Origin of the sequence: Streptomyces sp. WMMC940, from assembly GCF_027460265.1 — a bacterium.
Classification (GTDB): domain Bacteria; phylum Actinomycetota; class Actinomycetes; order Streptomycetales; family Streptomycetaceae; genus Streptomyces.
Map to the genome: position 1 here is coordinate 6693790 of NZ_JAPZBC010000001.1, position 25263 is coordinate 6719052.

At 72.8% G+C, this 25263-nt stretch carries 20 protein-coding genes and 1 riboswitch; of the genes, 8 read left to right on the forward strand and 12 right to left on the reverse strand.

The genetic code is table 11. The features are described from left to right. Positions 1–9 precede the first annotated feature (9 nt). Both O7595_RS29585 and mltG read left to right on the forward strand, forming a co-directional pair. The gene (locus O7595_RS29585) at positions 10–1830 is read left to right on the forward strand and encodes an ABC transporter ATP-binding protein (protein ID WP_269731628.1); all 1821 of its coding nucleotides are present in this window, start codon (positions 10–12) and stop codon (positions 1828–1830) included. 185 nt (positions 1831–2015) lie between these two features. After that, positions 2016–2894: an endolytic transglycosylase MltG gene (mltG, locus tag O7595_RS29590; RefSeq protein WP_269731629.1), complete on the forward strand. Its 879-nt coding sequence runs from the start codon at positions 2016–2018 to the stop codon at positions 2892–2894. 55 nt (positions 2895–2949) lie between these two features. On the opposite strand, the gene O7595_RS29595 is transcribed toward mltG, so the two are convergent. The 4 genes from O7595_RS29595 to O7595_RS29610 form a co-directional block, all read right to left on the reverse strand. Continuing rightward, positions 2950–4077, reverse strand: coding sequence for an NAD(P)-binding domain-containing protein (locus tag O7595_RS29595; RefSeq protein ID WP_269732677.1), 1128 nt, complete (start codon positions 4075–4077; stop codon positions 2950–2952). Between the two features lie 123 nt (positions 4078–4200). Continuing rightward, positions 4201–5748, reverse strand: coding sequence for an L-piperidine-6-carboxylate dehydrogenase (amaB, locus tag O7595_RS29600; protein WP_269731630.1), 1548 nt, complete (start codon positions 5746–5748; stop codon positions 4201–4203). Positions 5749–5796: 48 nt separating this feature from the next. Further along, complete coding sequence (locus O7595_RS29605; RefSeq protein WP_269732723.1) at positions 5797–5949, reverse strand: hypothetical protein; 153 nt, start codon at positions 5947–5949, stop codon at positions 5797–5799. A 70-nt stretch (positions 5950–6019) separates the two neighbouring features. Continuing rightward, on the reverse strand, positions 6020–6604 hold the full coding sequence (locus O7595_RS29610) for an FAD-dependent oxidoreductase (protein WP_269731631.1): 585 nt from the start codon (positions 6602–6604) through the stop codon (positions 6020–6022). A 129-nt stretch (positions 6605–6733) separates the two neighbouring features. Between O7595_RS29610 and O7595_RS29615 the strand changes: the two genes are divergently transcribed. The 4 genes from O7595_RS29615 to O7595_RS29630 all read left to right on the forward strand — a co-directional run bounded on the left by O7595_RS29615 (position 6734) and on the right by O7595_RS29630 (position 13598). Beyond that, positions 6734–7162: a secondary thiamine-phosphate synthase enzyme YjbQ gene (locus O7595_RS29615; protein WP_269731632.1), complete on the forward strand. Its 429-nt coding sequence runs from the start codon at positions 6734–6736 to the stop codon at positions 7160–7162. A gap of 464 nt (positions 7163–7626) precedes the next feature. Next, positions 7627–8604, forward strand: a complete 978-nt coding sequence (locus tag O7595_RS29620; RefSeq protein ID WP_269731633.1) for a hypothetical protein — start codon at positions 7627–7629, stop codon at positions 8602–8604. A 114-nt stretch (positions 8605–8718) separates the two neighbouring features. Beyond that, complete coding sequence (locus O7595_RS29625) at positions 8719–10581, forward strand: HSP90 family protein (protein WP_269731634.1); 1863 nt, start codon at positions 8719–8721, stop codon at positions 10579–10581. Continuing rightward, positions 10581–13598 (forward strand): tetratricopeptide repeat protein, encoded by a 3018-nt coding sequence (locus O7595_RS29630; RefSeq protein ID WP_269731635.1) that lies wholly within the window; start codon positions 10581–10583, stop codon positions 13596–13598. Before O7595_RS29625 ends, O7595_RS29630 begins: the two co-directional genes overlap by 1 nt. A 571-nt stretch (positions 13599–14169) precedes the next feature. Here O7595_RS29630 and O7595_RS29635 read toward each other — a convergent pair. The 8 genes from O7595_RS29635 to O7595_RS29670 all read right to left on the reverse strand — a co-directional run bounded on the left by O7595_RS29635 (position 14170) and on the right by O7595_RS29670 (position 21336). Next, a complete protein-coding gene (locus tag O7595_RS29635; protein ID WP_269731636.1) occupies positions 14170–14730 on the reverse strand; it encodes a DUF7676 family protein in 561 nt (186 codons plus the stop codon). Further along, complete coding sequence (locus O7595_RS29640) at positions 14727–15476, reverse strand: (2Fe-2S)-binding protein (protein WP_269731637.1); 750 nt, start codon at positions 15474–15476, stop codon at positions 14727–14729. The genes O7595_RS29635 and O7595_RS29640 overlap by 4 nt, the downstream gene beginning before the upstream one ends. Next, positions 15470–16543, reverse strand: a complete 1074-nt coding sequence (locus O7595_RS29645) for an ABC transporter ATP-binding protein (RefSeq protein ID WP_269731638.1) — start codon at positions 16541–16543, stop codon at positions 15470–15472. The genes O7595_RS29640 and O7595_RS29645 overlap by 7 nt, the downstream gene beginning before the upstream one ends. Next, entirely contained in the window at positions 16540–17580 is a 1041-nt protein-coding gene (locus tag O7595_RS29650) for a FecCD family ABC transporter permease (protein WP_269731639.1), read from the reverse strand. The genes O7595_RS29645 and O7595_RS29650 overlap by 4 nt, the downstream gene beginning before the upstream one ends. 50 nt (positions 17581–17630) lie before the next feature. Next, positions 17631–18866 (reverse strand): ABC transporter substrate-binding protein, encoded by a 1236-nt coding sequence (locus tag O7595_RS29655; protein ID WP_269731640.1) that lies wholly within the window; start codon positions 18864–18866, stop codon positions 17631–17633. A 221-nt stretch (positions 18867–19087) separates the two neighbouring features. After that, positions 19088–19278, reverse strand: a riboswitch (cobalamin riboswitch). Positions 19279–19660: 382 nt separating this feature from the next. Further along, positions 19661–20143: an Lrp/AsnC family transcriptional regulator gene (locus O7595_RS29660; protein WP_269731641.1), complete on the reverse strand. Its 483-nt coding sequence runs from the start codon at positions 20141–20143 to the stop codon at positions 19661–19663. Positions 20144–20221: 78 nt separating this feature from the next. Further along, the gene (locus tag O7595_RS29665; protein WP_269731642.1) at positions 20222–20590 is read right to left on the reverse strand and encodes a hypothetical protein; all 369 of its coding nucleotides are present in this window, start codon (positions 20588–20590) and stop codon (positions 20222–20224) included. Beyond that, a complete protein-coding gene (locus tag O7595_RS29670; RefSeq protein ID WP_443071760.1) occupies positions 20587–21336 on the reverse strand; it encodes a UdgX family uracil-DNA binding protein in 750 nt (249 codons plus the stop codon). Before O7595_RS29670 ends, O7595_RS29665 begins: the two co-directional genes overlap by 4 nt. Before the next feature lie 727 nt (positions 21337–22063). Between O7595_RS29670 and O7595_RS29675 the strand changes: the two genes are divergently transcribed. Then, complete coding sequence (locus O7595_RS29675) at positions 22064–23581, forward strand: FUSC family protein (RefSeq protein ID WP_269731643.1); 1518 nt, start codon at positions 22064–22066, stop codon at positions 23579–23581. A 485-nt stretch (positions 23582–24066) separates the two neighbouring features. After that, positions 24067–25230, forward strand: coding sequence for a nitric oxide synthase oxygenase (locus tag O7595_RS29680; protein ID WP_269731644.1), 1164 nt, complete (start codon positions 24067–24069; stop codon positions 25228–25230). The last annotated feature ends 33 nt before the right edge of the window (positions 25231–25263 follow it).

Here is a 25263-nt window from a genome sequence, read left to right on the forward strand (position 1 = left end):
AAGGAGCCCATGCGCACCCACGACGGTCCGTCCTGGACGCCTCCCGATCGGCCGCTGGACCCCACGCGGCCCGCTCAGCCCGCCCAGGTGCGGCGCATCCTCCGTCTCTTCCGTCCCTACCGCGCGCGGCTCGCCGTGGTGGGGCTGCTGGTCGGAGCCTCGTCACTCGTCTCCGTCGCCTCGCCGTTCATGCTGCGCGAAATCCTGGACACCGCGATCCCGCAGGGCCGTACGGGCCTGCTGTCGCTGCTCGCCCTGGGGATGATCGCCGCCGCCGTGACGACGAGCGTGTTCGGCGTTCTGCAGACGCTGATCTCGACCACGGTCGGCCAGCGCGTGATGCACGACCTCCGCACCGGCGTCTACGCCCAGCTGCAGCGCATGCCGCTCGCGTTCTTCACCCGGACGCGGACCGGTGAGGTCCAGTCCCGCATCGCCAACGACATCGGCGGCATGCAGGCGACCGTCACCTCCACGGCGACCTCCCTGGTCTCCAATCTGACCGCCGTCGTCGCCACGGTCGTCGCCATGCTCGCGCTCGACTGGCGGCTCACGGTCGTCTCCCTGGTCCTGCTACCGGTCTTCGTCTGGATCAGTCGCCGGGTCGGGCGCGAGCGCAAGGCCATCACCACCCAGCGGCAGAAGCAGATGGCGGCCATGGCCGCTACGGTCACCGAGTCGCTGTCGGTCAGCGGCATCCTCCTCGGCCGCACGATGGGCCGGGCGGACTCGCTCACCCGGTCGTTCGCCGACGAGTCCGAGCGCCTCGTCGATCTCGAGGTCCGTTCCAGCATGGCCGGCCGCTGGCGGATGGCGGTCATCGGCATCGTCATGGCCGCGATGCCCGCCTTCCTGTACTGGGCGGCGGGGCTCGCGCTGCAGTCCGGCGGGGCCACGATCTCGATCGGCACCCTGGTCGCCTTCGTCTCGCTGCAGCAGGGGCTGTTCCGTCCGGCCGTGAGCCTGCTGTCCACGGGTGTCCAGATCCAGACGTCGCTCGCCCTTTTCCAGCGGATCTTCGAGTACCTGGACCTGCGGGTGGACATCACCGAACCGGAGGATCCGGTCCGGCTGGCCGAGGTCGCGGGGGAAGTGCGGTTCGAGAAGGTCGGCTTCAGCTACGACGCCAGGAGCGGGTCGACGCTCGACGGCATCGGGATCACCGTGCCGGCCGGCGGGAGCCTCGCCGTGGTCGGGCCCACCGGGTCCGGCAAGTCCACGCTCAGCTATCTGGTGCCCAGGCTCTACGACGTCACGGAAGGCCGGGTCACCCTGGACGGCGTCGATGTCCGCGACCTCGATTTCGCCACCCTCTCCCGGGCCGTGGGCGTCGTCTCCCAGGAGACGTACCTCTTTCACGCGTCGGTCGCGGACAATCTGCGCTTCGCCAAGCCGGACGCCACCGACGCCGAGATCGAGGCGGCGGCGCGGGCCGCGCAGATCCACGACCACATCGCCTCGCTGCCCGACGGCTACGACACGCTCGTGGGCGAGCGGGGGTACCGGTTCTCCGGCGGTGAGAAGCAGCGGCTGGCCCTCGCCCGGACGATCCTGCGCGATCCGCCGGTGCTCATCCTGGACGAGGCCACGAGCGCGCTCGACACCCGCACGGAGCGCGCCGTTCAGCAGGCGATCGACGCACTCTCCGCCGGACGTACGACGATCACCATCGCCCACCGGCTCTCCACCGTGCGGGACGCCGACCAGATCGTCGTCCTCGACGGCGGGCGGATCGCCGAGCGCGGGACGCACGAGGAACTGATCGAGCGGAACGGGCGCTATGCCGCCCTGGTGCGCAGGGACGCCCAGTTGGCGCCGATCGTGTCCTGAGCGTCCGGTCGTTCCCTCGTCGGCCGCCGTGCCCGGAGCGGCGGCCCTGCGCCGTGCCGTGTGTCGCGTCCCGAGTCATAGGGCGTGCACCGGGTTTCCGCCGTCCGTCGTCACTGGGCCGGTTCGCCGCAAGGACGACGGCGCGGGTTCCGTCATGTGCGCTTTCATCGGGTTAGCGTGCCCGTATGACGAGGGAGTTCCCGAAGGCCCGGCGCCGTCGGCGCAGGCTCCGTCTGACACGCCGCGGCCGGCTGCTGCTGTTCGCGGGCGTGTTCGGCCTCATCGGCGCGGTGACGGCCGTCGTCCTGACGCTGCTGCCCCACTCGAAGAAGAAGCCCGTCGCGCCCCAGGCGCGGCCGAAGACCCTGCTCGTCCCGGAGGGGTGGCGTTCCTCCCAGGTCTACGCCGCCGTGGACAAGGCACTCGGCGTCCGGGCGGGTACCACCCGCCGGACGGCGACCGCAGCGGGCTCGCGGTTGCGCCTGCCGGCGGACGCCCGCGGCAATCCCGAGGGCTATCTCTTCCCGGCGACCTATCCCGTCGGCCCCGAGTCGTCCCCGGGCAGTCTGCTCAGCTTCATGGTCAACACGGCGGGCCATCGCTTCGGCACCTCGTCCCTCACCGACGAGGCGCGGCGCCATGGAATGACGCTCCACCAGGCAGTGATCATCGCCAGCATCGTCCAGGCGGAGGCGGACAGCGCCGAGGACATGGCGAGGGTGGCACGAGTCGTGCACAACCGGCTCGCCCGGAACATGCCGCTCCAGATGGACTCGACCCTCAACTACGCCCTGAACCGCTCCACCCTCGACACCACCCGTCAGGACACCGGACTCCGTAGCCCGTACAACACCTATGCGCAGAAGGGTCTGCCGCCGACGCCGATCGGGAACCCGGGCGAGGCGGCGATGAAGGCGGCCGTGGGGCCGGCGGAGGGCGACTGGCTGTACTTCGTGACCGTCAGACCCGGGGACACGCGCTTCACCGCCGACTTCGAGGAGCACAACCGCAACGTCGCCGAGTTCAACAGGACCCGCGGCAGCGCGGGGTCCGACGCCGGGTGACCGTCGGACCCGGCCCGAAGGTGATCCGGGGCCGCGGACGTCCTCCGAGGGCGCCTCAGCCGGGGACGGCGGCCAGGTCCCCGGCCGCCTCGTCCGGCGGCAGCGGGTCCCCGGACGATTCGGCCGCGGGTCCGTGGTCCAGGAGCCGCATGATCTCCCGGACCGCGGCCCGTCCGGCCCGGTTGGCACCGATCGTCGAGGCGGACGGTCCGTAGCCGACGAGATGGACGCGTTCGTCCCGAACCGAGCGGGTGCCCTCCACCGCGATGCCGCCACCCGGCTCGCGCAGCTTCAGGGGCGCGAGATGGTCGATCGCGGCACGGAACCCGGTGGCCCAGAGAATGACATCCGCCTCGACCGCCCGGCCGTCGTCCCACGCCACGCCCTCCGGGGTGATCCGGTCGAACATCGGCACCCGGTCGAGGACGCCCTGCTCCCGGGCCCGCCGGATCGCGTCGTTCAGCGGCAGGCCCGTCACCGACACCACACTCCGCGGCGGCAGGCCCTTCCGGACCCGCTCCTCCACCAGGGCGACCGCCGCGCGCCCCTGCGCCTCCCCGAACGGGCCCTCACGGAACACCGGCGGCCTCCGGGTCACCCAGGTCGTCCCCGCCGCCACCTCGGCGATCTCCATCAGGTGCTGGGTACCCGACGCGCCGCCGCCGACCACGACCACCCGCTGCCCGGCGAACGCCTCGGGACCGGGGTACTGGGCCGTGTGCAACTGCCGACCGCGGAAGGTCTCCTGGCCCGGGTAGTGCGGCCAGAACGGCCGGTCCCAGGTGCCGGTGGCATTGATGAGCGCCCGTGCGGCGTACGCGCCCTCCGACGTCTCGACGCGCAGCCGACCGCGCGCGCCCTCGCGCACCGCGCGGACGTGGACGGGCCGGTGCACCCGAAGCCCGAAGGCGTCCTCGTAACGCGTGAAGTACTCGCCGATGACCTCGGAGGACGGACGGCCTTCGTCGGCGCCGGTCAGCTCCATGCCGGGCAGCGCATGCATGCCGTGGACCCTGCCGTACGTCAGCGACGGCCACCGGAACTGCCACGCTCCGCCGGGTCCCGGTGCGTGGTCCAGGACCACGAAGCCGACGTCGGGGCGCAGACCCACCCGCCGCAGGTGGTAGGCGCCGGACAGGCCGGCCTGTCCGGCACCGATGACGACCACGTCCACGTCTCGCACCGCGAAGTTGTTCACGGTTCTACCAACCATGGGGGAGTCGTGGATCTTCCCGTTCCGGCCGGAGTGGACACAGGGGCGGCCCCTGACGCCGGCGAGGCCGTTCGCCGGCGGGGTCGGGCACGATCAGAGGAAGGTGACCCCCTGGGCCAGCGGTAGCTCCTCCGAGTAGTTGACGGTGTTCGTGGCCCGGCGCATGTACGCGCGCCAGGCGTCGGAGCCCGACTCACGGCCCCCGCCGGTCTGCTTCTCGCCGCCGAACGCGCCACCGATCTCCGCCCCGGACGTGCCGATGTTGACATTGGCGATCCCGCAGTCGGAGCCGTCGGCGGCGAGGAACCGTTCGGCCTCCCGCTGGTCCCGGGTGAAGATCGAGGACGACAGGCCCTGGGGGACGTCGTTGTGCAGTTCGATCGCCTCCTCGAGCGTCCGGTAGGTCAGGACGTACAGGATCGGCGCGAACGTCTCCTCGCGGACGACGGCCGTCTGCACCGGCATCCGCACCACCGCCGGGCGCACATAGGCCGCCGAGGGCGCCTGTTCCCGCAGGTGGCGATCGCCCCCGGTCAGCAGCTTTCCGCCGTCGGCCTGCGCCGTGTCGAGGGCCTTCGTCATGGCGTCCAGTGCCTGCTTCGAGATCAACGGACCCACCAGGGTGTCCTCCCGGAACGGGTCGCCGACCGGCAGCCGGGTGTAGGCGTGGACGATACTCCCGGTGAGATCGTCGGCGATGTCCTCGTGCACGATCAGCCGCCGCAGGCTCGTACAGCGCTGTCCGGCCGTGCCGGCCGCCGAGAAGACGATGGCGCGCAGGGCCAGGTCCAGGTCGGCGGCGGGGGTGACGACCGCTCCGTTGTTGCCGCCGAGCTCCAGCAGGCAGCGGCCGAAGCGGGCGGCGACCCGGGGGCCGACCTCTCGTCCCATGCGCACCGATCCGGTGGCACTGAGCAGCGCCACCCGCGGATCGTCGACCAGCCGCTCGCCGCACTCACGGTCGCCGAGCAGCAGCCGGTGGATCCCGTCGGGGGCGCCGGTCTCCGCGGCCGCCCGGCGAAGCAGGGCGTCACAGGCCACGGCGGTGAGCGGGGTCAGTTCCGAGGGCTTCCACACCACGGGGTCGCCGCAGACGAGCGCGATCGCCGTGTTCCAGGACCAGACCGCGACGGGGAAGTTGAAGGCGGAGATCACCCCGACGACACCCAGGGGGTGCCAGCTCTCCGACAGCCGGTGGCCCGGTCGCTCCGACGCCATCGTGCGCCCGTACAGCTGACGCGAGAGACCGACCGCGAACTCGCAGACGTCGATCATCTCCTGCACTTCGCCCAGCGCCTCGGAGCTGATCTTCCCGGCCTCGACGGTGACGAGCTCGGCCAGGTCCTCCTGGTGCGCGGCGAGCAGCTCACCGAGACGTCCGACCACGGCTCCACGGCGCGGGGCCGGAACCGTGCGCCATTCCCGGAAGGCCGCCGCCGCCTCCGCGACGGCCCGGTCGGCGTCCTCGGCAGAGGAGGCGGGCAGGGTGAAGAGCGTCTCCCCGGTCAGCGGCGTCCGGGCGGTGAGCCCGCCGGCCGGGCCCCCGGAGCCGGCCTCGGGCACGGGCGCGCCACAGCGATGCAGCGCCCTCGCGGCCCGGTCCCGCAGGGCGTCCGTGCCGGGCAGTGCGGTGGTGGTCATGCTGCGCTCCTCGGTTCGTCGTGGTCGTCGTGGTCGCGGCGGGGGCCCTCAGCCCGGACGGTCGCCTTCCGTTCCGGGCTCCGTCCCGTTCGCCGTACGGGGTCCTTCGGGGCACGGGCGGGCGCGGCGCAGTGAGCCGGTCTGCTGGGCGGCGTAGAGGTCGAAGGGGTCGTGCACGACGCGTCCGATCGCCCCGGACATCCATGCCCGGTCGTAGTGGGCCCCCGTCCGCGCCGCGTCGTGTCGCCGATCAGCGCGTTGCGGTCCGGCGTCATCTCGTGGAGTCCCGCCCAGCCTCCGCCGTCCGGCTCCGGCTCCGCCGGCGAGGGTGCGACACGGGCGGCGGCGGCGCGGGGCGGCACCGGCCACGCCTCGGTGAACTCCCTTCCGAGGCCGGGTTCCTGACGTGGGTCGGAAAGGCCGAGGACGAGACCGCCGGCGTTGTCGCCGTGGAAGTGCGGGGTGGATGTGAGGTCGAGGGTGAACGGATGCGTGGCGGGGGCGGGTGGATCGGCCCGGTGAGCGCGATCTGGCGGCGTCGGCCGACCCGGGCCGGCCCCACGTCCGCCCCCGGCCGGTCGTCGAACTCCCGCCACGCCCGCAGACCGCGCTGTCCCAGCCGGATGTCGAGCTGGTCCGAGAACTGCGCCCGCACGCCGATCGGCTTTCCGGAGGAACCGGAAGCCGGTGTGTCCCGCTCCAGAACCAGGACGTCACGGACGCCCGCCTCGGCGAGACGGAACGCCGTGCTCGCGCCGATGGCCCCGCCCCCGATCACCACCACCTCGGCCGCGCGGGGGAGCGGCTCGGAGCCGGGCGGTTCCGGGAGGGCCTGACGAGAGGTCTCGTGAGCCATGAGGTCATGGTGACCGCGGGGGCGCCCCCGCGTCCATGGAGCGCGCGGGAGCGCCCCGTTCCACCGGCGGTCGAGGACGGCTCGCCACGCGGACGCGCGATCCTGCCACGCGGACGGGAGGATGGGGGTATGCCCCAAGCCTTCACCACCCGAGTCCTCGACCTCACCACCGGCACGGCGGAGGCCGTGACCGATCTGACCGGCGCGTGCGAGACGTTCCTCGCGGAGACCGCCGACGGCCGCGACGGCCTGCTCAACGTGTTCGTTCCCCACGCCACCGCGGGCATCGCGCTGATCGAGACCGGCGCCGGCAGTGACCACGACCTGCTGTCCGCGCTGCACGTACTGCTTCCCGCCGACGACCGCTACCAGCACCGCCACGGCAGCCCGGGCCATGGCCGGGACCACGTCCTGCCCGCGCTGGTGCCGCCCCACGCCACCCTGCCCGTCGTCGGCGGGAGGCTGGAACTCGGCACCTGGCAGTCCGTCTGTCTGGTCGATACGAATCGGGACAATCCGGAGCGTCAGGTTCGGTTGTCGTTTCTCGGACAGCCCTGATGCGGGCAGGACTGTAGGACGGATTTCCGGCCGCGCCCGACGGCCCCTGAGGCGGGCCGTACCGGCTGTGACCGGGTTCAGCTGAACCGACTGCCCGCAGCCGCAGGCCTTCTGTGTCTCCACTCGTCGGTTCTGGACCTGGAGAGCATGCCCGCGGGCTGGAAGGTCGGCGCGACACCGCCCGGCGGCCGGGACGTGCCGTTGGACGCAGGGTGCCGCGAGCCTCCAGGACCTGCGCCGACACACTCGTCCGCACCGCCGGCATCGCGCCGAACGCGGACGTGACGGCCCATGGCACAAGCGTCCCGCTGGGTTTCCTCGGCGCCGGCCACCTCTCCTGGATCGGGCGCGCGACCAGGCGTCACTAAACGGATGTGCGAATGTCAGTCGCGCATGATAGTCACTACCTCCACGAGGGGGGTGATCACTTGCCTCCCTGTGAGAGACACCAAGGGGTGGGGACAATGGCGTTGCTCCGTGATGGGGGGCTCAGGCTGGGACGATGGACCGGCCGGCCCGGGGCGCGGCTGGAGAAGGACTCCGGCGATCCGGACGTGGCGCGGGTGCGCGAGGCGGCCGCCGCGGCCGACTGGGCCGCCGTGCGGGGCCTGTTGGAGGCGCGACCGGAGAGCCAGGACCGCACGGGGCTCCTGTGGGCCGTGGGCGACACGGCCGGCGTCGAGCGGTGGGTCGGCGACGTGCTGAACACGGAGCCCGAGTCGGCGCTGGCGCTGACCGTCGCGGGCATCCGCTACGTCCGCTGGGGCTGGGAGGCCCGGACCTCGGCGCGCGCGAAGGACGTCTCGCGCGAGCAGTTCGAGGTCTTCCACTCCCGGCTGCGCCAGGCCGAGGAGTGGCTGTACGAGGCTGCCGAGCTCGAGCCGGGCTGGACCTCGCCCTGGTATGTCCTCCAAGTCACCGGCCGCGGTCTGCAGGTCGGGCAGGTCACGGCGCGCCGTCGATTCGAGGCGACCGTGCGCCGGGACCCGTACCACCTGGGGGCGCACACGCAGCAGTTGCAGCAGATCTGCGAGAAGTGGGGCGGGTCGCACGAGGAGATGCACGCGTTCGCCCGCGAGTCCGTGTTCAAGGCTCCTGGCGGCACGCCGCTGGGCCGGCTGGTGCCGGACGCGCACATCGAGGAGTGGCTGTCGCTCGACTCGGGCCCTGACGCCGCGTACATGCGCAGGCCCGAGGTGGCGGAGTCGCTGAGGCAGGCGGCGGACCACTCGTACCGGCATCCGGACTTCGTGCAGGAGGGTTCCTGGCTGGGGCTGCTGAACAGCTTCGCGATGGCGTTCTCGCTGGCCGGGGACCGGGCCTCCGCGCGGGAGTGCTTCCAGGCCACGCAGGGGCGGGTCACGGAGTCCCCCTGGAACTACCTGAACGGCTCCAACCCCGTCGCGGCCTACCGCAAGCACCGCTCGGCCGCCGGGCGCTGACCCGCAGGGCGTGTACGCCGAGACGAGCGCCGCGCCCGCCCCTGCCCCCTTTCGCCCGTCTTCCCGTCCGCGCCGTTCGCCGGCGCGGGCGCGCCAGTGCAAGGATTCCGTCCGGTGTCCCCTTCCGAGACCGCCCATACCTTCCAGGTCGACCTGCGCGGACTGGTCGACCTGCTCTCCCACCACCTCTACTCGAGTCCCCGCGTCTATCTGCGCGAGCTGCTCCAGAACGCCGTGGACGCCATCACCGCCCGTCAGGCCGTCGCCCCGGATGCGCCCGGCACGATCACCGTGCGCACCGGTGACACGCTCACCGTCACGGACACCGGCATCGGACTGACCGAGGCCGACGTCCACCGTTTCCTCGCCACCATCGGCCGCAGCTCCAAACGGACCGCCGAAGGCGCCCTGGACGGCGCCGGACTCGAGTCCGCCCGCGGCGAGTTCATCGGCCAGTTCGGCATCGGTCTGCTGGCGTGCTTCGTCGTCGCCGACGAGATCACCGTGCTCAGCCGGTCCGCGGCCGACCCCGCGGCGCCCGCGGTCGAATGGCGCGGCCACTCCGACGGCCGGTACACGATCCGTACGCTGCCGTCCTCGGCCGTGCCGGAGCCGGGCACCACCGTGCGGCTCGTCCCCCGGGCCGACAACGCCGAGTGGACGAGCCCGCGGCGGGTCGTCGACCTGGCCCGGCACTACGGCAGCCTGCTGCGACACGAGGTCACTGTCGTGGACCCGCACGGCGAGAAGGAGCGGATCAACGACACGCCGCCTTGGGAGCAGACCCACCGCTCCCCGCTCGCCCACCGCGAGGCGCTGACCGCGTTCTGCCGCGACCGGTTCGACTTCACCCCGCTCGACACCATCGAGCTGGACCTGCCGGCGGCCGGGCTGCGCGGTGTCGCGTACGTGCTGCCGACGGCCGTGAGCCCGGCGCAGCGCGCCGGACACCGGGTGCACCTGAAGGGCATGCTGCTCACCGACCAGGCGCCCGAGCTGCTGCCGGACTGGGCGTTCTTCGTGCGCTGCGTGGTCGACACCACCAGCCTGCGACCGACGGCCTCGCGCGAGTCGCTGTACGAGGACGGCACGCTGTCTGCCGTACGGGACGCCCTGGGCGACCGGATCCGGGACTGGCTCACCGGGCTCGCGGCCAGCGACCCTGCGCTGCTGCACCGGTTCATCGACACCCACCACCTCGCGGTGAAGGCGCTGGCGCGCTACGACGACGAGCTGCTGCGGGTGGTGCTGCCCTGGCTGCCGTTCGAGACCACCGACGGCAACGTCACGCTGGAGGAGTTCGCACGCACGCATCCGACGCTGCTGGTCACCCACAGTGTGGAGGAGTTCCGGCAGGTCGCCCCGATCGCCGCGGCGGCCGGCCTGGGCGTGGTCAACGGCGGCTACACCTATGACCGCGATCTCGTGCACCGGCTGCCGGAGATCCGTCCCGGCACCTCGGTGAGCGACCTCGACCCGGCCACCGTCACCGCCCATCTGGACGCGGTGGACCCGACGGCCGAACTGCGGGCGGCGGCGTTCCTGCTCGTCGCCCGGGAGACGATCGGCACGCACGACTGCGACGTCGTGCTGCGCGACTTCCAGCCGGTGACCGCCCCGGCACTGCTGCTCGACAACCGGGAGGCGCGCCACGAGCGGACCCGGTCGAGCCTCGCCGCCGAGAGCGACGGTCTGTGGGCCGACATCCTGGGCTCTCTGCGGCACCAGACGCCGCGCGCCCAGCTGGTCCTGAACCACCTCAACCCGCTGGTGCGCCAGGCGATCACGATCTCCGAGCGCGGTCTGGCCGTCACCACCGCCGAGGCGCTGTACGGGCAGGCCCTGCTGCTCAGCCGCCGCCCGCTGAAGGCGAGCGAGAGTGCCCTGCTGAACCGGGCCTTCATCGGCCTGCTCACCCACGCCATGCACAACCCCGGCACGGACGCGTTCGGTTCCGGGCCCCGGAAGGACATCTGATGCTGGAAACCCCCGAGGCCGTGATCGAGGCACTGCGTGAGAACCACGACCGCCCGCACGGTCCGCAGCGCACCGTCACCGCCGAAGAACTCGTCGAAGTGGCCGGTCAGTTCGAGAAGCCGGACGTCCTGGTCACCGCTCTGCTGGAGCTCATGTCGGCGTACGAGTTCACCGGCGAGTACCGCAAGTCGCCGGTCGTCTTCGGCCGACTGCTGAAGCTGTGGGACGAGTCTCCCGAGGAATTCAGCGAGTGGGAGGCCCACCAGGTCTACTGGCGGTTCAAGTGGGTGGCGACCTCGCTGCTCGACGTGCCCGACGTATCGCTGGCCTCGATCCGTGGCTGGATCGACGAGACACTGCGCCGGTACGAGAAGGCCGGGCACGGCACGCAGCCCGTGGCGGCGATGCGCTACCACGTCGCGGCCCACACGGGGGCGGGGGTCGCCGACGCGTACGACCTGTGGGTCACGCGGCCGCGCACCGAGCTGAGCGACTGCGAGGCGTGCGAGACCCGGCACCTGGCCGCGCACCAGATGAACGGGGGCGACGACGCCGGGGCGCTCGACATGCTGCGGCCGGTCCTCGACGAGGCGATCGGCTGCGCCGAGGAGCCGCAGATGAGCCAGGCGCTGGCGCTCGGGGCGCTACTGCGCTCCGGCCGGCTCGACGAGGCCCGCTCGCACCACCTGACCGGCTACCGCCGGGTCCGCGGCAACACCGGCATGCAGGCCTGGGTCGGCCGGCACCTGGAGTTCTGCGTGCTGTCCCGCAACGAGGGCCGCGGCCTCGAGATCCTCGCCGAGAACCGGCCGCTGTTCGAGGCGACCGGCGCTCCGCTGGCCCATCTGGACTTCCTGACCGGCACCGAGCTGCTGCTCGCCCGGATCGTCGAGGACGGGCATGCCGACACGGTCGTCGCGGGCCCGCCGGGACGGAGCTGGACGGCGGACGAACTGCTCGTGCACGTCCGCGCCGAGGCGGACCGGCTGACGGCGGCGTTCGACGCCCGCAACGGCACGACGGCGGTCGGGGACCGTCGCCGGGAGCGTCTGTCGCAGCGTCCGCTGCTCGGCGCGCCGCTGCCGCTGGGCCTGAGGACGTCCGTCGCCCGCCCGGCGACGGCCGCGGCTGCGCCGGTGACGGCTCCCGCCAACGCGGCTCCCGCCGCCGTCGCGATCCCCGAGGACTTCGTGACCCTGGTGCGCGAGGCACGGCGGATGGCGAGCGCGGGTCACCCCGGGGACGCCCGGCTGTGGACCCGGATCGCCGAGCGTCTGGCCGACGGCAGCGCGGTGCACGACGACGTGCTCGGCCCGCAGGAGCTGCTCCGGGCGGAACTCGCCGAGCAGCGGGCAATCGAGCTGACGATGGCGGACCGCGACGACGAGGCCACCGTGGAGGCGCACCAGGCCGCTGAGCTGTACGAGCGTCTCGGCATGCCGTGGCAGGCGCTGTCCACGCGGGCCCGCGCCCTCGCCTGGACGAACCCGTCGGCCGACGGGGACGCCGAGCCGGCCGGGGGAGCCGAGCGGTTGGACTCCAACGGGATCCGGGACGCCCTCGACGAACTCCTCCACGAGGCCGAACGACTGTGCACCGAGGTCCCGTTCACGCGCGAGGCCCTCGGGGCGGCGGAGGCGGCGGCCTGCGACGACCTGGAGCAGGAACGCAAGCTGGCGTATCTCACGGTGTACCACGCCCGCACGCACGCGGCCTACCGGGAGCTGGGCCGCGGCGGTCCGGAGGCCTCCCCGGGCGCCGTCGAGCGCTTCGAGGCGTGCGTCCAGGCCCTGCACACCGAGGCGGAGCGGCTGTCCGTCCCTCACCAGGTCGCCAACGCACGGCAGTTCGCCGCGGACGTGGCCTGCCGCCACGGCGACCTCGTGCGCGCCGAGGAGGAGCTGCGCGCCGCGCTGAAGGACCTGGAGGCCGCCGACCGGCCGTGGCGCGGTTCGCGCCCGCGCGCCCTGCTCGCCCAGATCCTGATGGCACAGGAGCGACCGCAGGAGGCGGCAGAGCTGTTGTATCAGGCGATCGCGGACGCGGTGCGGTACGACGACGTGGACTTCCCGATGGCGCCGACGTACGCGATGCTCGGCCACGCGGTCTCGCACATGGGCGACCACGCGGGCGCGGTGCGCCACCTGTCGGAGGCGGCAGCGCGGTTCGATCAGTCCGGAGTGCCCGAGGAGGCGGCGGACGTGCGGCTGCAGCTGGTCGACGTCCTGATGCGGACGGACCAGCAGGCCGACGCGGTCGCGGTCCTGGAGTCGCTGGTCGCGGAGGAGGCGGCGGCCGCGCTCGACGAACGGATGGTCGCCCAGGCTCGGCTGATGCTGGCGCGCGGGTTGCGGGAACTGGAGGAGTTCCTGCCGTCGGCCGAGGAGTTCCTGCGGCTGGCGGACGCCGTCTCCGGCTGGGAGGACGACGCCCCTGTCCAGACCATGGTGACCGCCGACACGGCCATCGCGCTGGCTCTGGCGGGCCGATGGGACGCGGCGGGCACGGCGTACGAGCGGGCCTTGGCGGCACACGAGCAGGCGCCGAACCCGTCCCTGCTCATGCACATGATGCGCGAGTTCGCGCGTCTGGTCGTGAACGCGCACGGCTTGGAGGGCCTGGAGACGGCGCTGAAGCATCTCGCCCAGGCGGACGCGCTGGCGGCATCCGTGCCGGAGGGTACGGAGGGCTTCGTGCCCTGGTTCGAGCGGGGCACCGTGCACTACCGCCGGGGCCGCGTCCTGGCGGAGGCGGAGCGGTTCGAGGAGGCCCTGGCCGAGGCGGAGGCCGCCGTCGCCGCCCACGAACAGGGCGGCGAGGAGGGCGAGCCGGCGCGTGCCGAGGCGGTCCGGGTCGCCGCGCTGATCGAGGGCAACGCGCTGCGCCGGTTCAAGGAGGCCATCGCCCGGCTGACGACGGCGGCGGAACGCTGCCAGAAGGCCGGCCTCTCGGAGGCAGCGCAGATCCTCGACGCGCTGCGGCAGGACTACATGTCGCGACTGACGGAAGGCCGTTGAGCCGGCGCCGCGCCAACCGCCCCCGGGCCCGGCCGTGCACCACGACCGGGCCCGGGGGGAGGTTGCGGGCATTTGGCCGTCGACACAACATGCGGTAGGACACCGTCCCGAAGGCGGGAGTGTCCTTTCTTCAGACAGCCGCGGTCGACCGACGTCCGGCCGGCCGGGACGCCGACCTGAGCGGAGGCGGAGGCCAACGGTCGGCCGCGCGAGTCGCGTGGCCTGGGCCGACTCCAACCGCAGGCATGCGCGGGTAGAGCGAGCCGGCGTGCCGGCGGCAGCGGAGCGTCGGCCTCGCCGAGTGCCTCCTCCGCCCGCGCCGACAGTTCCGCGAGGCGGGCGCGGTCGGCGAAGAACCGGTGGGCGGGGACGGCGCCGGCGCGAGACGATGCCCGCCACGGTCGGATCCGGTGTCCCTGCGGAGAGGGGCGGAGGCGAGGGTCGGCAACTGGCCCGCCGCGCCGGGGGAGGGCGGCGGGCATCCCTCTCCCGGCGCTCGTGCGACCGCCGATTCTGATGGCATATCAGGCTCGACGGGTGTCCAGTCGGCGAGGCGGAAGCGGGGTCTCTGTCAGCCGCTGTGCCGAAACCCCTTGCCGGTGCGGTCGAGGGGATCGGGTGAGAGGCCGAGGAAGCGGTCGCGGAGGGCGTCCCATGCGGTGAGTCGGGTGAAGTCGGGGGTGTCGAGAATCTCCTGGCGGTCCGTGAGGAACGGGTTGGGCAGCAGGACGGTCATCATCTGCTCGTCGCGGCCGTTGAACAGCCGAGCCCCCCAGCTGACGGGAGAGCCGTCGGAGCCGATGCTGCGGTAGAGCTCGGCGCGAGAGCAGCGGCGGATCCGGCCGAGTTCGGGGCCGGAGGCGGTGTGCTCGCCGATGCACAGGTGGAAGTGCCAGGCGCCGAAGTCGACGGTGGCGTATCCGTCGTTCATGGTGATGGCGGTGGGGGCGCCCGGGGCGCCGACCTCCCAGGCGGCGCCTTCGATGATGGGCCCGAAGTGGATGTGCTGCCAGTGGTCGGTGAAGACGGTGGTGACGAGGTCGAGGAGGGTGGCTTCGTCGACCGGGAGGGGCCACACGTGCTGGGTGCCGCCGCCGGGGGTCTCGACGACGGTCGGCTCGGTCGTGGTCATGAGGTCTTCTCCTTGGGGTTGAGGACGCAGTCACCGCAGGTGCCGGCGTCGGGCACTCGGTAGTACAGGCAGCAGCTGCGGCGTCGGAAGGCGAGCGGTCCGGGAGGAGTGGTGCGGTACGCTCCGGCGCCCGCCAGCGGCGGCCGGTCCAGCAGCGCGCGAACGAGCGGTACGACGGGGAGGAAGGGGCCCGGCGCCCTAGCCAGCAGGACGCGATGGGCTCCGATCAGCGCCGAGGCGGCGTTGCCGCGCAGGGTGTGCGGCGACACGCCGGCCACGTGCCGTACGGCGTCGCCCCACGGAGCCAGGTTCTGGACGGCGACGGTGTGGAGCAGGGCCGGGAGCGGTTCCTGGTCGACCTCCTTCACGTCGGGGAGCCACAGGTCGAGGGGGCCGGAGGCGGGCGGGCGCCACCACAACCGGTCGGGCGCCAGATCGGGGACGCGGCCGGTGAGCGTGGCGCAGCCCAGGGCAACCGACCAGAGCCGGGAGGCGGTGCCCAGGTGCAGGGTGGACGCGGCCACCCGGGGCTGATCGGTCCTCAGCCGCCCGGAGACGGTTCGTATGCATTCCTCCAGCGCACCCGGGTCCGTGTACAGGTCGGTCAGTGGCCGGAAGCCTCCCGTGGAGCCTTCGGCCCGGGAGGTACCCCCACCCTCGGGGTGCGGGCCGGTGGCCAGTGCGAAGTAGGGGCCGATCGTGGACACTCGCGCCAGGGCGTCGCGGGTGAGGGCCGTGGTCACCATGTCCGCACCGTCCGCGTGAGCTCGTGGAAGCCTCGGACGCGGACGGTCCGTCCGTCCGGTCCGGTGAGGTCAAGCCGGTCCGCACCATCCCAGCTCACCTTCATGCCGGCGGGCGGGTCACCCTGGTCCGCGACGGCCAGCCCTTCCCGGGCGAGGGCGCGTTCGAGGAGCGGGAGCACATCGGCCGGCGTGGCCACCGCGACGGCGGCGCGTGCGGTGCGACGCAGGCCGAAGGTGCCGGAGGCCGGGTCGAACGCGAGGTGGTCGGCGTCGAACGCCCCCGCGACGGCGCCGCTGCGGATCAGGTCCTCGGGTGCTCCGGCGTGAACACGGGATGTGCGGTCGACGAGCCAGACGGCGTCGGCCACCCGCAGGGCCAGCTCCAGATCGTGCGTACTGACCACGACGGTCAGGCCCTTGTCCCGGGCCAGGTCGCGCAGCAGCACGGTGAGAGCCACCCGCGAGGGGACGTCGAGGAAAGCGGTCGGCTCGTCGAGAAGGACGACCTCGGGTTCCTGGGCGAGTGCGCGCGCGGTCAGGACGCGCTGGCGTTCGCCGTCGGAGAGTTCGGAGGCCGGCCGGTCCGCCAGATGCCACGCGCCCACCGCCTTCAGCGACCACTCGACGGCAGCGTGATCGACCGCGGTGAGGCGGCCGGTGAACCCGGTGTGCGGGTGGCGGCCGAGCCCGGCCAGTTCCTGTACGGACAGGAGCCCGGGGTCCACCCGGTCGGTCAGGACCACCGCCAGCCGCCGGGCGAGCGCGGTCGGCGACGTCCGTGCCAGGTCGGCCCCGCCGACCCGGATCCGGCCGTCCAGCGGCGGCAGCAGTCCGCACAGGGTCCGCAGCAGCGTGGACTTGCCCGCGCCGTTGGGGCCGAGCAGGACGGTCAACTCGCCGGCCCGTGCTTCGAGGTCGAGCCCCGCGAGCACGGCCCGCTCCGCTCCGCGCCCGCGTCGCGGCGACCGGGTGCGGTAGCCGACGGCGAGCCCCTGCGTGACCAGGCCGCCGGGGCGGTCCGGCCCGTCGGTCGCGTCCGTGACTGGCTCGGTCATGGTGCCGGTCATGAGGCCACTCCTCGTACGCCGCGGCGGCTGCGGATCAGGAACGCGATGACGACGGGTGCGCCGAACAGTGACGTGATGGCGTTCAGCGGCAGCACGGCATCCGTGCCGGGCGGCTGGCTCAGCAGCGCGCACGCCAGCGCCAGGAACGCCCCGGCGAGCATCGACGCCGGGATGAGCGCCCGGTGGTCCGAGGTCCCCAGCACCACCCGCGTCAGGTGCGGGACGGCCAGGCCGAGGAAGGCGATCGGCCCGCAGAACGCGGTGGCCGCACCCGCCAGGAGCGCTGTGCCGAACAACGCCAGATCACGGCTGCGCCGTACGTTCAGGCCCATGGTGCGGGCGTAGTCCTCGCCGAGCAGCAGGGCGTTGAGACGTTTGGCGGTGAGCAGCGCTGTCAGCAGGCCGGCGCCGATGACGGGCAGCATGACGTGGAGGTCGGGCCAGGTCGTGGCGCTGAAGCTGCCCAGTCCCCACATGACGAACTGCTGAGCCCTTTCGGGCCGGGCGTAGACGAGCATCACCCCGACCACGGCGGTGGCCGCCGAGCCGATCATGACGCCGATGACGAGCAGGGTGACGGCTGACCGTACCCATCGCGAGAGCAGCAGGACGAGGGCCAGTACGGCGGCGGCGCCGAGTGAGGCGGCGATGACGACGCCCACGCGCCCGAGGCCGGCCAGGTCGCCGGTGAAGCTGCCGGCGACCCCACCGGTGCCGACCACCACGGCGGCGACGCCCATGCCGGCGCCCGAGCTCACCCCGAGGGAGAACGGGTCGGCCAGTGCGTTGCGGAACAGGGTCTGCATCTGCACGCCGGCCACCGCGAGCGCGGCGCCGACAGCGGCGGCGGTCAGCGCACGCGGCAGCCGGACCTGCTCGACGATCACGGTCCAGCGCGGGTCCTCGGCGGTGCCGCCGAACAGCACCCGCACCACCTCCGCGACCGGCACCGGATGGGAGCCGGTCGCGATGGTGAGGACCAACAGCAGGGCGGTGCCGGCCGCGAGTGCGAGGACGACCACGAGGCGCCGTCGCACCGGCCGCGGGGTGACCGCGGCCGGCGCCGACACGGAAGTCCGATGTGTCGTCACGCCTTGGGCACCGGCTGGTAGAAGGTGAAGGCGTGTCCCTCCGCCTGGTCCGGGTGAATCAGTGCGAAGAGGTCGGCGAGGACCAGGTCCGGGCGCAGCACACCACGCTCGAAGTAGTCGTTGCCGCCGCCGGGTCCGAGCGCCTTGGTGTTCGTCCAGACGGCACCGCCGGACACGGCCTTCAACTGCCGGTACCGGCTGTCGGCCTTCACGGTGTCGGCGGTGGACTTCCACGGCTGGTCGGCGATCCAGACCGGCGCCTGGCCGCCCTTGGCGTACACGGCCTCGAAGTTCAGCTGTACGTTGCCGGTGCCGGCCGCGCCGGCCCACGGGTAGGTGCCCCCCGCGTCCTTGATCAGCCGGGCGGCGTAGCTGCCGCCGGCGGGCATGTACCAGGTGCCCTGGTACATCGTGCCCGGCAGGACCTCGACGGGCTTGCCTGCCTTCGCTGCCCGCGCGCCCTTCTCGGCGACCTTCCGGTAGTCACTCTCGATGGTGTCGAAGACCTCGCCGGCGCGCTTCTCCGCTCCGGTGAGCGCGGCCATCGCCTTGACCCACTCGGCACGCCCGAGCGGACTGGCCTCCAGCCACTCGGCGTTGGCGACCACGGCGATGCCGGCCTGGCGGAGCTTGGGGTACTGCGGGTCGTCGGTGCCCTGGGTCATCAGCACGTCGGGCTTGGCGCCGATGACCGTCTCGGCGTTGAGGGTCTGGTCCTTGGCGTACTCGGTGACCTTGCCCGCCTTCACCCGCTCGATGACCTCGGCGGAGGAGATGGCCGTGGTGCTCGCGACACCCGTCAGCACGTCCAGGGTGCCGGTCTCGGTCAGCAGCGGGAGGTGGGTCGTCGAGGCGGAGTACAGGCTCTTGACGGGTACGGTGATCTGCTGCGCGGACGCCAGTTCACCGGTCAGCTCGGGCTTCGGAGCACCGCACTTGACCAGCACGTACGACTCTGGCTTTCCCTTGGGGAAGGGCTCCTTGACGGTGAGGACCTGGTAGCTCTTCTCGTACCGCAGCGTGAAGTTCCCGGCGTGCTTCACCCTCGATTTGACCGGAAAGTAGTCCTTGGCCGGGTCGAAGTCCTTGATGCAGCCCTCCCCGGCCACCTGGGCCTTGGCGTCGGCTGACTGGTCGGCTCCGCCTCCGCAGGCGGTGAGCGTGAGGGCGGCGATCAGGAAGGCCCCCGCGGCGGCCTGACGGTGGACGGGCATGACGGATCGTACGGACAAGGTGACTCCTGGTGGCGTGCGTGGGCAGCACGCATCGACGTGGCGCGCGATGCGGCGTACGGGAGGAACCCGCTGAGGGAGGAGGTCGTCAGAACCTGGAAGAACCCGGCTTACGAGTCAAGCCGGACGGGTCGACCCTGAAGGGCCACTGCAGCGTGAAGCTGCCACCGCACGTGAACAGGCACACGGGTGCCACCGCCTCTCCTGGGGAAATCCGCCCCGTACTTCGAGGTGCGACGGCGTGAGTCTCCTGACTCGGGATCACAGCTTCTCCGGCCTTCCCACCCCGCACGGGGCGGTGGCCATGGGTGGAGTCGCTCCCCCTACACAGTGGCGGTACCGTGCCGGAATCTCACCGGCTTCCTCGTTCCGCCGTCGCTTGACGGACGGAAGCATCGCAGAACCGGCCCCGGCCCCGCCAGACCCACACCTGTGCGACCGGCCACAGAGAGCGCTGTGCGAGCCGGACTTGTTGGCGAGTCTCGCGCGTCTGACCGGCGGCATCGGTGTCACTGCGGGGCGACCGTCACCCTGAACGCTGCTGGACGCGCCGATCTCAGCGATCTGTGGCTGCCTCAGCCGGACGACGACCTGCTCGCCTGCCGCACGGCAGACAGCCGCGCTGCCTTCGACAGTGAAGCCCTGAAGTGGCAGAGCGTTCGAGCAACGCGGCTGTGTCGACGGTCTGTTCGACCGCGATCCGGCCTCCTTCCACCGGGTCGGGGAACCGAGCGGTGCTCGAGGTGCGCGCAGTGCTCATGCCCCAGAATGCCGACCTGCCGTCCGGGCCGGGGTCAGCGCACCGTGCGGGTGCGCCGGCCGACCGACTCGACCAACGGCAGCATCCGGTGCGGCACACGTTCCCGCAGTGCCATCTCCGTCCGTGTGCGGACGACGCCCGGCAGATTGATCAGGCGCTGGATCACGTCCTCCAGATGGCCGTTGTCCCGGGCTACCACCCTGGTCAGCAGGTCTCCGCCGCCCGTGATGGAGAACGCCTCGACGATCTCGGGCACCTCGGCCAGCGCATCGCCCACATCGTCCAGATGACCCTGGGTGACCTCGATGTGGACGAACGCCAGCACCGGATGACCGAGCGCGGCGGGGGACAGCACCGGACCCGTGCCCGTGATCACACCGTTGCGTTCCAGACGGTCGATCCTTGCCTGGAGGGTTCCGCGCGCGATGCCGAGGACGCGGGCGTACTCCCGCACGCTGGTGCGCGGCTGCTCGATCATCAGCCGCAGGATGCGGGTGTCGAGTTCGTCCACCGCCATGGACGTCGGCCTCCCTGAAGCGCGTCGTTTCCCCTCCGCGACTGTACCAATGGCCCAGTAAAACGGGCCCCACACTCCTCAGGTCTCCTCCTCCAGCCGGATGGCGGCTTTGAGGTCCTCGTGCGCCTTGCCGGGCTCGCCCTCCTGGGATTCGAGCAGCGCTGCGGCGATGGCGTCCAGCTTCCGCTGGAGCGCACGCTCGCTGCGCAGCTCCGAGTTCTTCAGCAGCGCCAGCAGCATCAGGGTGACGGCGGTCATGCACTCCCCGGCGAAGATCTTCCACTTCAGGGAGACGTCCGCGAAGTGCACCGCGACCACACCGGCGACCACCAGCAGACAGAACCCGAAGAAGGCCGGTGAGCTGGTGAAGTTCGAGGCCTTCTCCGCCAGCCGGTCGAACTTCCGAGGCCTGGGCCCGCCGCGGTCGGCGGGATGCTGCGTCGTCATCGTCCGCTGCCCCCTTCCTGCCGGCCGAGGGCATCGGCCACGACCCTCAGATCCGCCACCAGCCCTCCGTACACCTCGTCCCGGTCGTCCGCACGCAGTACGGCCGATGGATGGATCGTCGCCACCAGGCCTCGGACGCCCGGGGCCGCTCCGCCTCCCTCTCCGGGATCCGGCCACGGCAGGAGTGCGCCGCGCCGCTCGGAGACCCGGAAGGACGAACCGAGCAGCGCCTTCCCCGCGGACGCGCCGAGCGCCACCACGACCTCCGGCGACACGAGCCGCAGCTCCTCCAGCAGCCACGGCCGGCACGCCGTGATCTCCCGCAGGTTCGGTGCCTTGTGGATCCGCCGTTTGCGGCCCTCGGGCACCGTGAACTTGAAGTGCTTCACCGCGTTGGTCACGTACGCGTGCGCGGGGTCGATTCCGGCGTCGGAGAGCGCCCGTGCCAGCACCGCTCCCGCCGGTCCGACGAAGGGCCGGCCCTGCCGGTCCTCCTGGTCCCCCGGCTGCTCACCCAGCAGGAAGACGGAAGCGCCGGCGCCCCCCTCGCCGAACACGGTCTGTGTCGCGTTTCGGAACAGCGGGCATCCGCGGCACCCGGCGGCGGCCTTCCGCAGCCCTGTCAGCCGTGCGCGCCGACCGGGAAGGAACGGCGTGGCGTCGTAGGCGTCTCCGCTCGGCCCCCCGGGTCCGTCCCCCGCCCCTCGCACGGCCCGTCCGACCGCTCCACCAGTGGCTCCGGTCATCGACTCTCGCTTCCCTTCGTTCCCGCGGCGTTGCCGACCCGCCGGGCCTTCCACGGGCCGTTCGGCGCCACCGGGCCGGTGCGGGATCCGACACCGGCCCGGTCGTTCCGTTCACCGTGCGCATGCCCACCGGACCCCCGCAATCGGGCGGCGGCGCGGCCGGGGCCGGACCGGCGGGCGCTTCCGCGGGCGAGGCCCGCCCGCGGGTCAGTTCCCGTGTTGCCGCGGTACCCGCCGGGCATGCCTGACGAGATCCCCGGTGCGACGCGGCGCGGGACGGAGTCGGAGCGGGCGAGCAGCGGCTGCGCCGAACGGTTCCAGGAGCCGAGGGCCGTCCGGACCGGGGTGCGGATCTTCATCGGCTCCCTGCCGGCGCCGGCGTTCAGGGCCGTTCCCGACGTCCGCCTGTTTCCGCGCGGCACCTGTGGGAGGCCGCCGTCGCGACTCAGGGGCGGGGGCGTCGGCGGAGAGCACGTGGCAGGGCCACGAGGCGAGGCGGTGCGGGTGTGCCTCCCCGCCGGCGGGTCCGATGGCGGCCCGGGCGCCCCTGACTGGTCCGATGGCTCGCCCGCTCGGGCGCTCCGCCGTCCGAGACCTGGCCAATGGCCCATAGGTTCAAGGCCGGCTTGAGCCAGTGGGGCAAGGGATGCTCTCATATACCTGTCGATGGCGCTGCGGACTCCCGCGGCGCCTTTTTCATGCCGGTACGTCGAAAGGGCGGGAAGAAGTGCTGAAGAGGGTGTTCGTGGCTCCGGACCCGGGGCTGCTGCGGTTGCGCAGCGCCACGCGGGCCGTCCTCGGCATCGGCTTGGCCGTGGCCGTGTGCGCGCTGACGGGCCACGCGCTCACCGCGGTCATCACCGGGGGGCTCGCCGCGCTCCTGGCTCTCTTCACGGTCACCGACCCGCGGGTCCGCGACCAGGCCGTCACCACCGCCCTGCTGCCCGTGGTGGGTCTACCGGTGCTCGCCCTCGCGGCCGGTCTGCACGCCATCCCCGGTGCCCGCGACGTCGCTTTCGTGGCCGTGGCCGGCGCCGCCGTCTACGCACGGCGCTGGGGTCCGCGCGGGCACGCCCTCGGGGTCTTCGCGTTCATGACCTTCTTCGTGACGCAGTTCCTGCGCACGGTGCCGGCGCAGATCCCCGAGCTGTACTCCTCCGTGGTCCTCGCCGTCCTCGCCGCCTCCGCCGTCCGTTTCGGCGCCTGGTGCTTCGAGCGGCGGGTGTCCCCGCCCGCGGCCCCCGCGCTCCCGGCCGGAACGGGGCTCGACCGGACGACCACCCGGCAGGCCGTCCAGGTGACCGTGGCCGGGGCGTTCGCCCTCGCCGCCGGACAGCTGCTCTCCGACGAGCGCTGGTACTGGGCCGTCGGCGCCGCCTGGTGGATCTTCGTCAACACCAACGCGCGCGGCGAGACGCTCGTCAGGGGCTTCCGCAGGCTCCTCGGCACCGTCCTCGGCATCGCCGCCGGTCTGTTCGTCGCCGTTCCCGTCCAGGGCGCGCTGCTGCCGACGGCCGTGCTGACCCTGGCGTGCGTCTTCGGGATCTTCTACGCCGCCCCCGTCTCGTACAGCTGGATGATGTTCGCGGTGACCGTGCTCGTGTCGCTGCTGTACGGGCTGCTCGGGGCCCTGGGGCCCGCCCTGCTCGCGCTGCGTCTCGCCGAGACGGCGGTCGGCGCCCTGGGCGCGGCGCTGGCGGTGGCGTTCGTGCTGCCCGTCACGACCCACTCGGCGACCAACGCCTGGATCCGGCTGACCGTGCGGTGCGTGCACGAGTGCACCACCGTCGCGATGCGCAGGCTCGCGGGGGACGAGACCGCCGACCCGGCGCCGCACGCCGCCGAGCTGGAGCAGCTCCTCGCCCGGGTGCGGATGTCCCTGGCGCCCCTGGTCCACCCCTTCAGCCCGCTGCGCGCCCGCAAGGCCCGGGCCCGGCAGGTCCTCGTCCTGCTGGACGACTGTGCCCGCGAGGTGCGCGGGCTTGCTGCCGTCGCGGCGGACCCGTACGCCTCTCACGACGCCCGGCTCGCGGCGGCCTGCTGGCGGGTCGAGGCCGCGGTGCACGCACTGGAGTCGGACGCCGAGCCCGGCCACGCCCCCGCCGGTGCCGGCGCCGGCACCGGCCCGCACCATGACCCGGGCGTCGAGGCCGCGCTCACGCATCTCCACGGCCTGGAGCGCGCCCTCGCCGGACTCGCGACGCCGCTGCGCACGCCCCCGCGAGCGCCGCTCGTCACCGTGTGAACCGCGAGCGGTCCGCCGAGGTGCCTTCGGTGCTCCGGGCGCTCCCGTGACCCGCTGAACTCCTTCTCCGTGCACCGGTTCACGGCGGCAAGGCCCGGTCCGGGTGTGCATCGGGCGACGGCTGCCCGCAGGGCCGTTCCGGGGCCCGGCGGGCAGCCGCTGCAGCGGCCTGCGCCCACCGGCGCGCGTCCGGACGCACGCGCGTCCGCGCGAACCCCGTGCGCCGGGCGGCGGCTCCCAACTGGGCACGTGCATCTGGCATTTACAGGGTGGATCAGGCCAGGTTCGGGGTAGATCGGGCGGCATCCACATCGCCTTCACACACCGGGGTGCGCACCATGCGGAAGTTCCTTCGTAGAGCCGCCGTCCGCAAGTCCCGCCCGTCGGATCCCCAACCGGCCGGAGCACAGCTCGTCCGGGCGGAGCCCGTGCCCCCGCCGGGGCAGTGCCCAATCGACCACTCCGGGCCCGCCGGAACGACCCCGGTGCGGCCGGCGCGGGTCGCCGACCTCGCACAACTGCGCAAGGAGGCGGAGGAGTTCCTGCGCCTCTACCACCGGGAGGAACGGGGGGCGGGCGACCCGACAGCCCGGATAGCCGCCGTGCGCGCCGAGATAGACGCTACCGGCACGTACCGTCACACCGCAGACGAACTCGCTCACGGGGCACGCGTGGCCTGGCGCAACAGCAACCGCTGCATCGGCCGCCTCTACTGGCGCTCCCTGCGCGTCCGTGACCGCCGCGACGTGCGCGACGCCGACACCATCGCCGCGGAGGCCGTCGCCCATCTGCGCGAGGCGACGAACGGTGGCCGGATCCGGCCGGTCATCACGGTCTTCGCACCCGACGCCCCCGGCCGCCCCGGCCCCCGCATCTGGAACGAGCAGCTGGTGCGGTACGCGGGCTACGCCGACGGCGGCGGCCGGGTCATCGGCGATCCGCGCAACACCGGGCTCAGCGCGTACGCGACGGGCCTGGGGTGGCCGGGCGGTCCTGGTACGCAGTTCGACGTACTGCCGCTGGTGGTCCAGGGCAGCGACGACAAGCCCCGCTGGTTCGAACTGCCGGACGACGCCGTGCACGAAGTCCCCTTGCGCCACCCGGAGGACGACTGGTTCGCCTCGCTCGGGCTGCGCTGGCACGCCGTACCCGCCATCTCCAACATGTGCCTGGAGATCGGCGGCATCTGCTATCCGGCGGCCCCGTTCAACGGCTGGTACATGGGCACGGAGATCGGTGCCCGCAATCTCGCCGACACGGACCGCTACGACCTGCTGCCGGTCGTGGCCGCGCGGCTGGGCCTCGACACCTCCACCGACCGCACCCTCTGGAAGGACCGCGCGCTGGTCGAGCTCAACCGTGCCGTGCTGCACTCGTTCGACCGCGCCGGTGTGACCATCACCGACCACCACACGGAGTCCCGCCGATTCCTCGCCCACCTGGAACAGGAAGCCGGCCGGGGACGCCGGGTGGGGGCCGACTGGTCCTGGATCGTGCCGCCGATCTCCGGCGCCGCGACCGCCGTCTTCCACCGCACCTACGACACGACGCAGGCTCGCCCCTTGTTCGTCCACCACCCGGATGCGCTCGCCCGGGCCCGGGGCGAGGAGCCGGCGCCGGAGCCCGCGCATGAGCCCGACCTGGTCTAGACCGCCTGCTACCGTCGGCCGGGAAGGGCACAC